This is a genomic window from Mesorhizobium sp. ORS 3428 (genome assembly GCF_001854785.1).
GTDB lineage: Bacteria > Pseudomonadota > Alphaproteobacteria > Rhizobiales > Rhizobiaceae > Mesorhizobium.
The window spans coordinates 58,147-71,155 of sequence record NZ_MDFL01000117.1 but is presented as its reverse complement, the minus strand read 5'-3'; the positions used below and the strand labels follow the sequence as shown (position 1 = coordinate 71,155).

15 protein-coding genes are annotated in these 13,009 nt (G+C 64.4%); 9 read left to right on the top strand and 6 right to left on the bottom strand.

Translation table 11 applies throughout. The features are described 5' to 3' along the window. Positions 1 to 38 precede the first annotated feature (38 nt). The 4 genes from ORS3428_RS16580 to ORS3428_RS16565 form a co-directional block, all read right to left on the bottom strand. Complete coding sequence (locus ORS3428_RS16580) at positions 39 to 290, bottom strand: hypothetical protein (RefSeq protein WP_071099366.1); 252 nt, start codon at positions 288 to 290, stop codon at positions 39 to 41. 116 nt (positions 291 to 406) lie between these two features. Continuing rightward, positions 407 to 1,066 (bottom strand): HAD family hydrolase, encoded by a 660-nt coding sequence (locus tag ORS3428_RS16575; protein WP_071099365.1) that lies wholly within the window; start codon positions 1,064 to 1,066, stop codon positions 407 to 409. After that, positions 1,066 to 1,551, bottom strand: a complete 486-nt coding sequence (gene dut / locus ORS3428_RS16570) for a dUTP diphosphatase (RefSeq protein WP_071099364.1) — start codon at positions 1,549 to 1,551, stop codon at positions 1,066 to 1,068. The genes ORS3428_RS16575 and dut overlap by 1 nt, the downstream gene beginning before the upstream one ends. Positions 1,552 to 1,641: 90 nt before the next feature. Next, positions 1,642 to 2,112, bottom strand: coding sequence for an Lrp/AsnC family transcriptional regulator (locus ORS3428_RS16565; protein WP_071099363.1), 471 nt, complete (start codon positions 2,110 to 2,112; stop codon positions 1,642 to 1,644). A gap of 115 nt (positions 2,113 to 2,227) precedes the next feature. Between ORS3428_RS16565 and ORS3428_RS16560 the strand changes: the two genes are divergently transcribed. From ORS3428_RS16560 to ORS3428_RS16545, 4 genes are all read left to right on the top strand, one after another. Next, a complete protein-coding gene (locus tag ORS3428_RS16560; RefSeq protein WP_071099402.1) occupies positions 2,228 to 2,482 on the top strand; it encodes a DUF6356 family protein in 255 nt (84 codons plus the stop codon). 15 nt (positions 2,483 to 2,497) lie between these two features. Then, entirely contained in the window at positions 2,498 to 3,298 is an 801-nt protein-coding gene (locus tag ORS3428_RS16555) for a class II glutamine amidotransferase (RefSeq protein WP_071099362.1), read from the top strand. 222 nt (positions 3,299 to 3,520) lie between these two features. Further along, a complete protein-coding gene (locus tag ORS3428_RS16550) occupies positions 3,521 to 4,321 on the top strand; it encodes a class II glutamine amidotransferase (protein ID WP_071099361.1) in 801 nt (266 codons plus the stop codon). 164 nt (positions 4,322 to 4,485) lie between these two features. Beyond that, a complete protein-coding gene (locus ORS3428_RS16545) occupies positions 4,486 to 5,859 on the top strand; it encodes an amidase (protein ID WP_071099360.1) in 1,374 nt (457 codons plus the stop codon). On the opposite strand, the gene ORS3428_RS16540 is transcribed toward ORS3428_RS16545, so the two are convergent. After that, positions 5,853 to 6,926, bottom strand: a complete 1,074-nt coding sequence (locus ORS3428_RS16540) for an NAD(P)/FAD-dependent oxidoreductase (RefSeq protein WP_071099359.1) — start codon at positions 6,924 to 6,926, stop codon at positions 5,853 to 5,855. The two genes, ORS3428_RS16545 and ORS3428_RS16540, sit on opposite strands and share 7 nt — an antisense overlap. 53 nt (positions 6,927 to 6,979) lie before the next feature. Further along, positions 6,980 to 8,809, bottom strand: coding sequence for a winged helix-turn-helix domain-containing protein (locus tag ORS3428_RS16535; protein WP_071099358.1), 1,830 nt, complete (start codon positions 8,807 to 8,809; stop codon positions 6,980 to 6,982). Between the two features lie 204 nt (positions 8,810 to 9,013). Between ORS3428_RS16535 and ORS3428_RS16530 the strand changes: the two genes are divergently transcribed. The 5 genes from ORS3428_RS16530 to ORS3428_RS16510 all read left to right on the top strand — a co-directional run bounded on the left by ORS3428_RS16530 (position 9,014) and on the right by ORS3428_RS16510 (position 12,913). After that, the gene (locus tag ORS3428_RS16530; RefSeq protein WP_071099357.1) at positions 9,014 to 9,295 is read left to right on the top strand and encodes a DUF4242 domain-containing protein; all 282 of its coding nucleotides are present in this window, start codon (positions 9,014 to 9,016) and stop codon (positions 9,293 to 9,295) included. Between the two features lie 31 nt (positions 9,296 to 9,326). After that, a complete protein-coding gene (locus ORS3428_RS16525) occupies positions 9,327 to 9,602 on the top strand; it encodes a DUF1127 domain-containing protein (RefSeq protein ID WP_131802906.1) in 276 nt (91 codons plus the stop codon). Between the two features lie 99 nt (positions 9,603 to 9,701). Continuing rightward, positions 9,702 to 10,298: a TetR/AcrR family transcriptional regulator gene (locus ORS3428_RS16520; protein ID WP_071099401.1), complete on the top strand. Its 597-nt coding sequence runs from the start codon at positions 9,702 to 9,704 to the stop codon at positions 10,296 to 10,298. Next, complete coding sequence (locus ORS3428_RS16515) at positions 10,295 to 11,224, top strand: haloalkane dehalogenase (protein ID WP_071099355.1); 930 nt, start codon at positions 10,295 to 10,297, stop codon at positions 11,222 to 11,224. Before ORS3428_RS16520 ends, ORS3428_RS16515 begins: the two co-directional genes overlap by 4 nt. Positions 11,225 to 11,320: 96 nt before the next feature. Beyond that, on the top strand, positions 11,321 to 12,913 hold the full coding sequence (locus tag ORS3428_RS16510; RefSeq protein ID WP_071099400.1) for a peptide chain release factor 3: 1,593 nt from the start codon (positions 11,321 to 11,323) through the stop codon (positions 12,911 to 12,913). Positions 12,914 to 13,009: the final 96 nt, after the last annotated feature.

The window sequence follows — 13,009 nt, the reverse complement described above, 5'->3', positions numbered from 1 at the left end:
TCGCGGCCGCGCGGACCGGGCAAACGAATGCGGTTGGCTCAGAAGCGTTTGGCGTTCTCTGCTGACAATTTCTCGAAGGTGTCGGAATCCTTCGCATAACGCGACTTGGCCTTGTCCCAATGATAGGTGACCGAAATGTCGTGCGAGACAGCTTCGGGCGCCGGCTCCCCGCAGCTTTCGCCGCTCGGCGCCGTGGCGTCGGTCACCGTCACCTTGATCGCTGCATAGGCTTTTTCGTCGCCGGGCGTCTGGAAAGGACAGGTCCTGCGTGCGCCTGAAGGCGCAGACATTCTCGTCGATTGATCTGATCGATCGGCTCGACCGGTCGCCGCGGACCAGGATGAGCATCGTGCTCACATAGCCATCCCGAGAGGAGCATGTGATGCGGCGCGCAGCCGGGACGAAATCAGTGTATCGGCACCAGGCCGGCGAGCTCGCGCATGTCGTCGAACAGGATGCCGCCGGCGTCCGCCAGGCCGTCGCGGTCGGAGAACGGATCGGCGTGATAGGAGAACACGCGCATGCCGGCGGCAATGCCGGCCTGCGTTCCGGCCACGCTGTCTTCGATCACGATGCAGTCGGCCGGCGCGAAGCCCATCGTCTTTGCCGCATGAAGGAAGAGGTCCGGGAACGGCTTACCGCGACTGACCATGGTGGAGGAAAACATGGCATGCTCGAACAGCGGCAAAAGCCCGGTCTGGCCGAGCGTGATATGCATCTTCGACACCCGCGCCGAGGAGGCGACGCAATAGGCGATACCGGCGGCGCGAACCTTCTCGATAAAGTCGCGCACATGAGGGATTGCCTCGACGCCATGCGCGAACAGGTCGGGCAGCCCGGCATTCCAGCGCTCGACGAAGTCGGCGCCGAGCCTGACTTCCGTCTCCGCTTCGATCTCCTTCTGCACCGAGACCATGCTGCGGCCGGAAAAATGCTTGCGGCAATATTCGAAGGTGGTGGCGAAACCGGCGGCGCTCAGCCATTCGGCGAGACGTTTGTTGGCAAGATTCTCGGTATCGACCAGAACCCCGTCGCAGTCGAAAATGACCAGCTTCGGAATTTGCATCAGGCGGTGYCGGTCGACCCGAATCCGCCAGCGCCACGCATCGTGCCGCCGGCGAGCGCGCGCTCCTCGCTCGTTACCTGCGTCACCGCGGCAAAGACGATCTGCGCAATCCGCATGCCGCGCGTCACCGCGAAATCCTCGTCCCCCAGATTGATGAGCAGCACCTTCACTTCGCCGCGATAGTCACTGTCGATGGTGCCAGGCGTGTTGAGGACGGTGAGGCCATGCTTGAAGGCAAGGCCGGAGCGCGGCCGCACCTGGCCCTCCATGCCTTCCGGGATTTCCAGGATCAGCCCGGTCGGCACCAGGGCGCGTTTTCCCGRCAGGATCAGCAGCGGCCGGTCTTCCGGTACCGCGGCCCGCAAATCCATGCCGGAGGCGCCCGCGCTCTCATAGGCCGGCAGCGGCAATCCCTCACCATGCGGCAACCTGACGAAGYCGACAGTCGGACCGATGACGGAGGAAGGAGAGACAGCCATGCGCATGAGCCCATTCCTATCGGCGCTAATGCCGATTCGGTCAACTCCGAGGCGAGCCTATCAACGGCTTTCTTTGAGGCAAGGTTCCGCCGGTTCTCAGCGCAGCTCGACCGGAACGACGGTCGTCTCCTTGATCTCCTCCATCACGAAGGAGGCCGAGACGTCCGACAGCGRCACCTTGGCGATCAGCCGCTGGTAGAGCCGATCATAGGCTTTGACGTCGGCGACGCGGGCCCTCAGCACATAGTCGAGGTCGCCGGACATGCGGTAAACGCCGGTGATCTCGGCAAAGCCGGTCACCGCCGCCCGGAATTTCTGCAGCCAGTCCGGGTCATGGTTCGACGTGCGGATCAGGATGAATACCGAAAGGCCGAGCCCGAGCTTGTCGGCATCGACCAGCGCCACGCGCCCGGTGATGACGCCGTCATCCTCCAGCCGCTTCACGCGCCGCCAGCAGGCGTTGCGCGAAAGCGCTACSCGCTCCGACAGCTGGTCGACGGAAAGCGTGCCGTCGCGCTGCAGCTCCGCCAGCAATCTTCGATCGATTTCATCAAGTTGCAAGCCCATATTGGGATGAATGTCCCAAAACTTGCTCTAATACAAGGACAAATTGGGACCGATGAACCGTCGGCACATGCCAGGATACTCAACATCGGGGCTCATCCCGGCAGGAGGGATTACCATGACGACACGACTCACAGCGCTCTTCACGTCTCATCCGGCTAAGGTCGGCGAGACCTATTTCGGCCATATGGCGTTTGCCGCCTGGTTCTGTTCGCGCCTGTCGATGGCCGCAGGTGCAGCGCTCGTTCACGCTTTCTTGCCGTTTCTGTTCGAGACTACGGCCAGCCGAATCGTTCGCGAGCTCTATGAGCGCACGCACAACAGAGGCTCACACGCGGTGAAAGAGCCGGCGGCTCTCATGGACCGCGCCTGAAGATGGTGGAATGCGATGTGCCGGTGGGCGGCCTACTTTGGTGAAGCGGTCTTCCTCGAAGACATCATCACCGCGCCCTGCCATTCGCTGATCGCCCAGAGCCATTGCGCCCAGGAGGCCAAGTCGCCGACCAATGGCGACGGTTTTGGGCTTGCCTGGTATGGCGACCGGCCTGAGCCTGGCCTTTATCGCGACATCCTGCCGGCTTGGTCGGATCCCAATCTGAAAAGCCTCTGCCGGCAGATCAAGTCCGGCCTGTTCCTTGCCCATGTGCGCGCCTCGACCGGCGGCGCCACCAGCCGCATGAACTGCCATCCCTTCGTTTCCGGCCGGTGGTCGTTCATGCACAATGGCCAGATCGGCGGCTTCGAGAAAATCCGCCGAGCGCTGGAAAACTCGCTCTCTGACGCGGTCTTCGACCAGCGCGAAGGCACCACAGATTCCGAGCTCTTTTTCCTGCTGATGCTCGACGAAGGCCTGTCCGCCGACCCGCAAGGCGCAGTGTCCCGCGCCACCAGCCGCGTCATCGAAGCTTCGCGCCGCGTCGGCATCGAGCCGTCGCTGAAATTGACAGCGGCCTTTTCCGACGGCGAGGCGCTCTACGCCGTGCGCTTCGCCACGGACGGCCATGCGCCTACACTCTATACCGGCGCCTTCGCCAGGGGCGCCGGCCGCTGCATCGTCTCGGAACCCTTTGACCRTGACGGCGGCGACTGGCAGGCGATCCCACCGTCGAGCTTCGTCACGATGACCAGGCACGGCACCAGCAGTCGCCCGTTTGAACCGGCTGCCGCCCGGTTGGCGTTGGCGGGCTGAACGTTCAACCTTCCGAAAGGTCAATGACYGACGGGTCGGGCAGCACGCGCTGGACGGATCGGCCAGATCGCCACTCGATAAGCTGCTTCAGGCAAGGGATCAGCGAAACATAAGCGCGGCGTAAGGACGCCGACACGTCGCCCTGTCATCTGTGGCGCCCGACGAGCGGCGAAACGGGATTGTTTCGCGAGTTCGAAGCACCCGACAGAGGATGACGGCACAATGTGCAGGTGGGCTGCCTATCTTGGCGACACGATTTTCCTGGAGGATGTCATCGCCGCACCCTCCCATTCGCTGATTGTTCAGAGCCATCGCGCTCGAGAGGCGAAATCGCCGACCAATGCCGACGGTTTCGGCGTGGCCTGGTATGGCGACCGGCCGGAACCTGGCCTTTATCGCGACATCCTGCCGGCCTGGTCAGACCCCAATCTGAAGAGCCTGGGGCGGCAGATCAAATCCGGATTGTTTCTCGCGCACGTCCGCGCCGCGATCGGCGGCGCCACCAGCCGCATGAACTGCCATCCCTTCGTTTCCGGCCGGTGGTCGTTCATGCACAATGGCCAGATCGGCGGCTTCGAGAAAATCCGTCGTACGCTCGAGAACTCTCTCTCCGATACGTCGTTCGATCAACTCGAAGGCACAACAGATTCCGAACTGTTCTTTCGGTTGATGATCGGCGAGGGGCTCTCCGGCGATCCGTATGGCGCGGTTTCGCGCGTCACCGCTCGCGTAGTCGAAGCGTGCCAGCGCGCAGRCATCGAGCCGTCGATCAAGCTGACTGCGGCCTTCAGCGATGGGCGAGCGCTTTACGCCGTGCGCTACGCTACCGACGATTGTGCCCCGACGCTCTACACCGCCGCCTTCACCAAGCGTGTGGGCCGCTGCCTCGTCTCCGAACCGTTCGATCGCGATGGCCGCACGTGGCACGAGATCCCGCAGGGGAGCTTCGTCACCATGACCAGGGATGGCACCGGCATTCGTCCGTTTGAACCGGCCGCCGCCCGGTTGGCACTGGCTGTGTAGTTGGAAAAAGAGCGACAGGACCAAAGGGCCGCCGCGGCGCGCCAAGCTGAACATCGGTCGGCGCAATTTCGATCAAGCACCATAGTCCGCAGGGTGCTGAGTTCGGCTTGAAGCCGCATCGAAATCAACCATGTTGATGGCGGCGCAGCAGACGGAGCCTCGTCATGAACCTCGCCTTCTCGTCCACCGCCGACCTCGCGGCCGCCATTGCCATGCGAAAGATCTCGGCTGTCGAGGCGCTCGACGCGCATCTGGCGCAGATCGACCGGCATGACGAGGCGGTGAACGCCGTCGTCATSCTCGACCAGGAGGGCGCGCGCGAGCGCGCCAGACAAGCCGACGCGGCGCTGGCCCGCGGCGACACGGTCGGTCCGCTGCACGGCGTGCCCTTCACCCTGAAGGACGCGCACGAGACGGCTGGCATGAAAACCACCGTCGGCTTCCCACCTTTTGCCGACTATGTACCGAGGAGAGACAGCGCCGTCGTCTCTCGGCTGAAGGCAGCCGGCGCCGTGCTGGTCGGCAAGACCAATGTCGCCACCATGTTGGGCGACTGGCAGTCGGACAATCCGCTCTTCGGCCGCACGAGCAACCCCTGGGATTTGTCGCGCACGGCGGGCGGCTCCAGCGGCGGCGCGGCGGCGGCGGTTGCAGCAGGCATGACTTCGTTCGAGGTCGGCACCGACATGCAGGATTCCATCCGCCTGCCTGCCGCCTTCTGCGGCGTCTATGGCCTGAAGCCGACGGAGCATCGCGTCTCGCTGGCCGGCGCTTTCCCCGATCCGGGTGGCGCACCACGCAGCGTGCGCCTGATGTCATGCGTTGGCCCGCTGGCGCGTGATGTCGAGGATCTGGCGCTCGTCTATCGGATCATTGCCGGGCCGGACGGAGCGGACACCGATCTGGCGCCGGTTCCCATCGAGCCAGTGCCGAAGCTCGATTTGAAATCGCAGCGCATCGCCTTTGCCAGCGCCTTCCCCGGCTTTCCGGTAGCGGCCGAGATCGGCACCGCCGTCGAAGGCCTCGCTGCGCAGCTGGCATCCGCCGGCGCGAGTGTCGAGGAAGCGAGATTGCCAAAACTCGATCTGCATGACGATCTCGCCGAAGGCGGCAGGCTGATCGGCATGATGCTGGAGGCCGCGCAGCCGGAGCCCCCGCAGCAGTCGACGCCGGTATCGCGCTGGTTCGCGGCGCTCGCCCGCCGCGACCGGTCGATCCTTGCCTGGGAGCGCTTCTTCGAAAGCTGCGACGCCTTGCTCTGCCCCGTTGCGATGACCACGGCCTTTCCGCACTGCGAGCCGGGCAGTCCACTGAGCGTCAATGGCAAGGACGAGAGCTATTGGTTGCTGCCTGCTCACGGCGCGGTGTTCAACTATTCCGGCCATCCGGCAGTCGCGATACCTTGCGGACAGGACGGCGATGGCTTGCCGATCGGGCTGCAGCTTGTCGGCCGGCACTGGTCGGAGTCGCGGCTGCTCGGCATCGCGGCGGCGGTCGCGGCGCTCACCGGCGGTTTCCGCCGGCCGTCCGGCTACTGAGCGAAGCGCGACAGCGCGTACGGTACCAAAAGCGCGTCGCGCTCGCCGTCGAGGATCTCACGCGTGGCAAACAAGCCGATAGCCGGGGCCAGCGTGATGCCGGAATGGGTGACCGCGAGATAGAGGCCGCCAACGCCGTCGGCGCGGCTGACGATTGGAAAACCATCGACCGGCGTCGGGCGGTAGCCGACGGTGTGGAAATCGAACTCCAGCCCATCGGCGCCGCGCAGCACCGCCTTCATCGCCGCGAACAGCTCGCGCGCGGTGGCCTCCGGATTCTCGCCCGGATCGCCGCCGCCGAAATCCGAGCCGGCGATGATGCGGCCTTCCGCCGTCTGGCGCATATGCAGCTTCTCGGCCAGCACCAGCCCGTTGAGCAGCTTCCTGTAGGGCCGCGAATGCACGATGAGGCCGGGCGGCGTCTCGATCGGCAGCTTGACGCCGGCGGTCGAGGCGATTGCCGCGGCGCCGGCACCGGCGGCGATCACCACTTCGTCGGCGGCGATGGCTACGCCGGAAACGCCGACGCCTGTGACCTTGCCGTCGGAAAGCGTCAGGCCATCGACCGTTCCCGCGACGATCCGCGCGCCGCGCCGTTCGGCGTCGGCAAGCAGCGCCTTGGCAGTGGCAACCGGTTCGGCTACGCCTTCCTCGGCAACGTAAAGAGCGAAGTCGGGCAACTCTGCAAGATTGGGCTCGATCCTCGCCGACTGCTCGCGGCCGACACGCTCGATACCATAGCCCCAGGACGAATGTTCGGCCGCATAGGCTTCAAGCCGGTCCGCCCGCAGGTCCCAGCACAGGCCGCCGCACCAGGCGAGCGGCAGGCCGGGCAAGTCGTGCGCCAGTCTTTTCCACTCCGCCATGGCGCGGATGCGCAGCCGGAAATAAGTTTCGGGGTTGCCCCAGCTGGCGTTGATCCAGGCGAAGGAATTCGGCGTTGCGACACCGCCGGCGCCGCTCTCGGACACGACCGTGACCCCAGCGCCGGCCTTTGTCAGATGCCAGGCGATCGACGCGCCGATGATGCCGGCACCGATGACGATGACTTGTTTTGCGCTGCTCATGCCTCAGGCCTTGGCGGGATTTTCTCCAGTCATGCCATCGCGCTGGCTTGACCTCAAGGGAGAACAGTCTGCGCGCTGCCCACCACCAGCTTCTGCGCGCCGCCGAGCAAGCCTTCCAGCCCCTGGCAGCGCCGCATGAGGCGCGAAGAATCGACTTTCTTTGCGATCGCCAACGCGGTGCCGAGCTCCAGCTCCGCGCCGGTACGATCGCCGAGCTGAATGAGCAGCGCCGCGAGCGAAAGCCTGGTATCGGCGACGTTGATCGGCGAGCCGATTTCGTTCCAGYGCGAACAAGCAATCTGCAGCTCTCTCACAGCTTCGGCCAGGCGGTTTTGCTGCGTGAACAGTTCAGCCTTGGCCTCAGCGGTGAGCGCTCGGATGGATGCCATCGGCCAGCGCTGTGGCTGGGTTTCCAGCTCGGCGATAACCTCATTCGCCCGCTCCAGCCGGCCGATCCGTGCTGCTGCCTTTGCCAGGGTGGCGAGGACGAGCCCGCGTCGCTGCAGGGTCGGCCAGCCGTTTCCGATCAGGGAACGCTCGAGCGCGCTGAAGGCAGCCTCCGCCTCTCCCCGTTCGATCTGGAGCAATGCAAGTCCGGGCTGCGGATCCCAGCCCGCGGCATGGGAAGCGCGATAGGCCGTTTCGGCTTCGGCGAAGTCGCCGGCSGCGAGATGGATGTCGCCCAGAACGCGCATGGCATCGCCCGTCGCCCAGGGTGCATCAAGCGCGAGCTGGTCGAGCGCGGCGCGCACCAGCGCCTCGGCCTCCTTCAGCGTGCCGTGGACGCCAAGCACCTCGGCGCGATGCAGCCGGCACGAGCCCGAAAGATCCTCAAGCCCGTGTCCCCTGCACCAGTCTTCGTAGCCGAGCGTCCATTGATTGGCTCTCGACCAGTCGCCAAAATTCCGGCAGGCCCAAAGCAGGTTGCAGTAGAGAATTCCGCCGACGATCGGGTCCAGGTCGCTGGAAAGGCCAAGCGCCGCCGCGAAGTCCTGGTCTTCCTGTCCGGACTTGGTCTCTCCGAGGCAGAGTTTGAAGAAGCCGCGATAGATCAGGCCGAGCGACTCCACGACAGGATCTTCGAGATGCTTGCCGACCTCGAAGGCCTTCTCGGCGAGCGCAAGCGCCTGCTCGGGCTCGGCTTCCGCTCCCATGATGCGCGCCCCCATCCAGCACCACAGGCCATGCTCCCTGCTGTCGGTGGCGGTATCGATCAGTTGCGCGGCACGCTTGTGCCAGCCCTTGGCGACAGCAAGATCTCCCCTCTCCAGATGGATCTTGGCAAGGGTGATCGCCGGTGAAGCCGCGCGCAGGCGCTCGCCGGCCATGCCATTGGCGGTCACCGCACGCGCCAGGAGCGGAATGGCTTCAGCCGGACGCCCCATGCATTCCAGCGCCAATGCCCATTCCTCGAGATCGGCTGTCAGCAGCTCGCCGGCGGCGTCCGCCTCGGCAAAGGAGGCGGCCGCCTGATGCCATTTCCTCGCTGCCGCCGCCGCGCGAGCGGACAGGATCGGTGAATCTGGGCTGGAAGGCTTGCTGCCCGAGCCGCCCGAAGCCGGTCTCGCGTCCGAAGCGGCCGGCTGATCAAGGCAAATCCGGTAGCCGAAGCGAGGCAGGTTGCGCAGCGTGGTCTCCATGCCGCCCTGGCGAAGAACGCTGCGGGCCAGGCTCGCCACGCGCTGCAACGAAGCTTCGGTCACCGTCACGCCGGGCCACAGCGTTTCGAGCAACTCATCCTTGCTCAGGGCGCGGTGCTGATGCCGCAGCAGCGTCGCCAGGAAATCGAAGACCAGGGGCTGCACCTCGACCTCGTTTCCGTCGAGGCGAAGAGCACGGGATTCCTCGTTAAGCTCGAAGTCGCCGAAGCAATAAATTCCCATCGGCAGCAATCCCTGTAACGACAATTGGCGAATGATCAGAAGAAGATAAGGCCGGCGTAAGGACTGTCGGCCGCCCCTCCCGTAATTCTGCGTCTGCCTGGCGAGCCAAGCTGCAATTTAGCTCAGCAGAACCAGGGATGTCACCGGCACCGACCTGGTCGGGTGCCCGAAGGCATTTGAACCCCAGATCAAGGAGATTGTAACATRCAGAAATACATCATCGAACGGGAGATCCCCAAGGTCGGCACCTTCGAGCGCGAGCAGCTTCGCGACGCCTCCAAGGCCTCGAACGCCGTCCTGGCCGAGCTCGGTCCCGACATCCAGTGGGTGGAATCCTTCGTGGCGGACGACAAGACCTTCTGCGTCTACCTCGCGAAGGACGAGGCGATCATCCAGCGCCATGCCAAGATGAGCGGCTTCCCGGCGACCAAGATCACGCAAGTCAAGCGCCTGTTCGATCCGACGACCGGATACGCCGCCACCTGATCGCTTATCGGCGACGCCCTTGGGAGGGCGATTGCCGGCCCTCCCATCGTTCAATCGGAAGGAAAATACGGCCATGACCATCTTTGGACAGGAACTCGCAGCAAACCGCTCGGGATTCCAGCGCTTCTTCGTCGCCGTCCTCGAAATCTGCCGTTCTGGCTCAGGTTTCTTCGCGCGCATTGTCCGCATCCACAGGGACCGCGCCACGCTGGACGAACTGCCTGACTATTTGCTGCGCGACATCGGCATCGCGCGCTCCGAAATTCGCTCGATCACCCGGCGCGGGCGCGGGGAGCGAAGTGCGTGAATGAGAGGGCGGAGTTTCCTCGCCCTGGCAATTTGGGGCGATGATACCGCCACAAATTTATGCGCTTGACAATAATACGTACGTACGTATTATATGCGTATGGCTAGACAATCACTTCGCGAAAACCTTCTCGATGCCGGTTTCCGGACCATCTGGAATTCCGGCTATGCCGCAGCCGGCGTGCGCGACATCGTCGCTGCGGCCGGAGCCCGCCCGGGCTCCTTCACCAACCACTTTGCCTCCAAGGAGGAGTTTGCCGGCGAGGTGCTGGAACGCTACTTCGCCTATGTCAGCGGGCTGGTCGAAAATGCGCTGGCAAACGATGGCACGCCTGCCGCTGGCAGGCTGCGCCGCTATCTCGATGTCATCACGTCGAAGCTTGAGGCGCATGACTGGGCGCGCGGTTGCATGATCGGCAACCTCAGCCTTGAGACGGCGGTTCACAGCGAGCCGCTCAGGCTGCGGCTTGTCGACATTTTCGAACGCTGGCGCCAGCCATTCGCCGCCTGCATCGCCGAAGGTCAGGCGGCTGGCGAAATTACCAGGGCTTTCGACGCCGACGACCTCGCCGATTTCCTGCTCTCGTCCTGGCAGGGCGCCATGCTGCGCATGAAGGTCGAGCGCAGTCCGGAACCGCTCGAGCGGTTCAAGAAAATCATCTTCAGCACCGTATTCGGGAAGGAGGAGGCGCGATGAATTCGAACACCGATGGACAACAGGCCGGCATCGCCGAACTGCGGCGCTCACAAGTGGCCGTGCTTGATTCCACCATGTCCTGGCTGGAGGCCGGTGYGTCCGGTCCGACCGTGCTGTTCCTGCACGGCAACCCGACCTCCTCCTACATTTGGCGCAACATCATTCCGCATGTCGCGCCGGTAGGCCGTTGCGTTGCGCCGGACCTCATCGGCTATGGCCAGTCGGGCAAGCCCGACATCGATTATCGCTTCTTCGATCATGTCCGCTACCTCGATGMCTTTCTCGATGCGCTCGATATCAAGGAATTGGTGATCGTCGCCCAGGACTGGGGCACTGCGCTTGCGTTCCATCTCGCCGCGCGACGCCCGCAACGCGTTTTGGGCCTTGCCTTTATGGAATTCATCCGGCCCTTCGAGCGCTGGGCGGATTTTCACCAGCGTCCGCAGGCGCGCGAGTTGTTCAAGGCGCTGCGCACGCCGAACGTTGGCGAGAAGCTGGTTCTTGAAGACAATGTCTTCATCGAGAAAGTGCTGCCAGCCTCAGTGTTGCGAACGTTGAGCGACGAGGAGATGGCCGCCTACCGGGCGCCTTTCCAAACACCGCAATCGCGCAAGCCGGTGCTGCGCCTGCCGAGAGAACTGCCGATCGAAGGCCAACCCGCAGACGTTGCCGCCATCAGCGAGTATGATCATCGGGCACTTCGGCTCTCGTCCTATCCGAAACTGCTTTTCGCGGGCGATCCCGGTGCTCTGATCTCGCCGCAGGCGRCACAGGAATTTGCGGCCGGGCTGAAGAACTGCCGGTTCATCAATCTGGGGCCGGGTGCCCACTGTCTGCAGGAAGATCACGCTGACGCGATCGGCAGCGCCCTTGCCGGCTGGCTGCCGGAGATCGCGAGAGCGAAAAGCATGGCCGAACTGGCCTGAGCCGAGGCGGCGGGCCCGAGGTATTTCCCATCCATGTCGACAGGCCGCCGCGGCGCTGGTAGAAGCGCCGCCTGTCACACGGAACGCCTGGAAGAAATGCCCGAGACCATTCCCGAAGAGGTATCGCGCCGCCGCACATTCGCGATCATCGCCCACCCCGACGCCGGCAAGACCACGCTCACCGAAAAGCTGCTTCTGTTCGGCGGCGCCATCCAGCTTGCCGGCGAGGTCAAGGCCAAGAAGGACCGCATCCAGACCCGGTCAGACTGGATGAAAATCGAGCGCGAGCGCGGTATCTCGGTCGTCACCTCGGTGATGACCTTCGAGTATGACGACAACGTCTTCAACCTGCTCGACACGCCCGGCCACGAGGATTTCGCCGACGATACCTACCGCACGCTCTCGGCGGTCGACTCGGCCGTCATGGTMATCGACGCCGCCAAGGGCATCGAGCCGCGCACGCTGAAGCTTTTCGAGGTCTGCCGGCTGCGCGACATCCCGATCATCACCTTCGTCAACAAGATGGACCGCGAGAGCCGCGATCCATTCGAGATCCTCGACGAGATCGAGCAGAAGCTGGCGCTGGACACGGCACCCGTCACCTGGCCGATCGGCCGCGGCAAGACGTTTTGCGGCACCTACCACCTGGCACAGAACGCCGTGCGCCGCAGCGACGACGAGAAGRAGCGCACGCCGGTCCACGGCCCGGATTCCAACCGCGTCGCCGGGTTGCTGCCGGAAAACGAGCGCAACGACTTCATCGAGGAACTGGAGCTGGCGCGCGAGGCCTGCCGGCCGCTCGATATCGACGCCTTCCGAGAGGGTCACCTGACGCCGGTCTATTTCGGCTCGGCGCTGCGCAATTACGGCGTGCGCGACCTCATCGAGGCGCTCGGCGCCTATGGGCCGCCGCCGCGCGCTCAGGAGGCCGATGAGCGAACGGTGGAGGCGACCGAGGCGAAGATGACTTCCTTCGTCTTCAAGATCCAGGCCAACATGGACCCCAACCACCGCGACCGCATCGCCTTCGTCCGCGTATGCTCGGGCAAGCTCGAGCGCGGCATGAAGGCCAAGCTCGTGCGCACCGGCAAGCCGATGAGCCTGTCGGCGCCGCAGTTCTTCTTCGCCCGCACCCGCGTCACGGCCGACGAGGCCTTCGCGGGCGACGTCGTCGGCATCCCCAATCACGGTACGCTGCGCATCGGCGACACGCTCACCGAGGGCGAGGAGATCCTGTTCCGCGGCGTGCCGAACTTCGCGCCGGAAATCCTGCGCCGCGTTCGCCTGGGCGACGCCATGAAGGCCAAGAAGCTGAAGGAGGCGCTGCACCAGATGGCCGAGGAAGGCGTCGTGCAGCTCTTCTCGCCCGAAGACGGCTCGCCGGCCATCGTCGGCGTTGTCGGTGCGCTGCAGCTCGACGTGCTGAAGGAGCGGCTGAACATCGAATATTCRCTGCCGGTGGATTTCGAGATGTCGCGCTTTTCCGTCTGTCGCTGGATCTCGGCCGACGACAAGGCGGACGTGCAGCGCTTCATCGAGGCGCATCGCGGCGACATCGCCCGCGACCTCGACAACGATCCGGTGTTCCTCGCCCAGCACGCCTTTTCGCTCAACTACGAAGCCGAGCGCTGGAAGGCGATCCGCTTCGCCGCCGTCAAGGACTATCAGGTCCGCGACAAGGCGGCGTGAGGTGCGTTTTCTCGTGAGGTGCGTTTTCTTTTGACGCTGGCGCTGCCCCTCACCCTTACCCTCTACCCGTGAAGAACGGGGAGAGGGGTCGCCAGT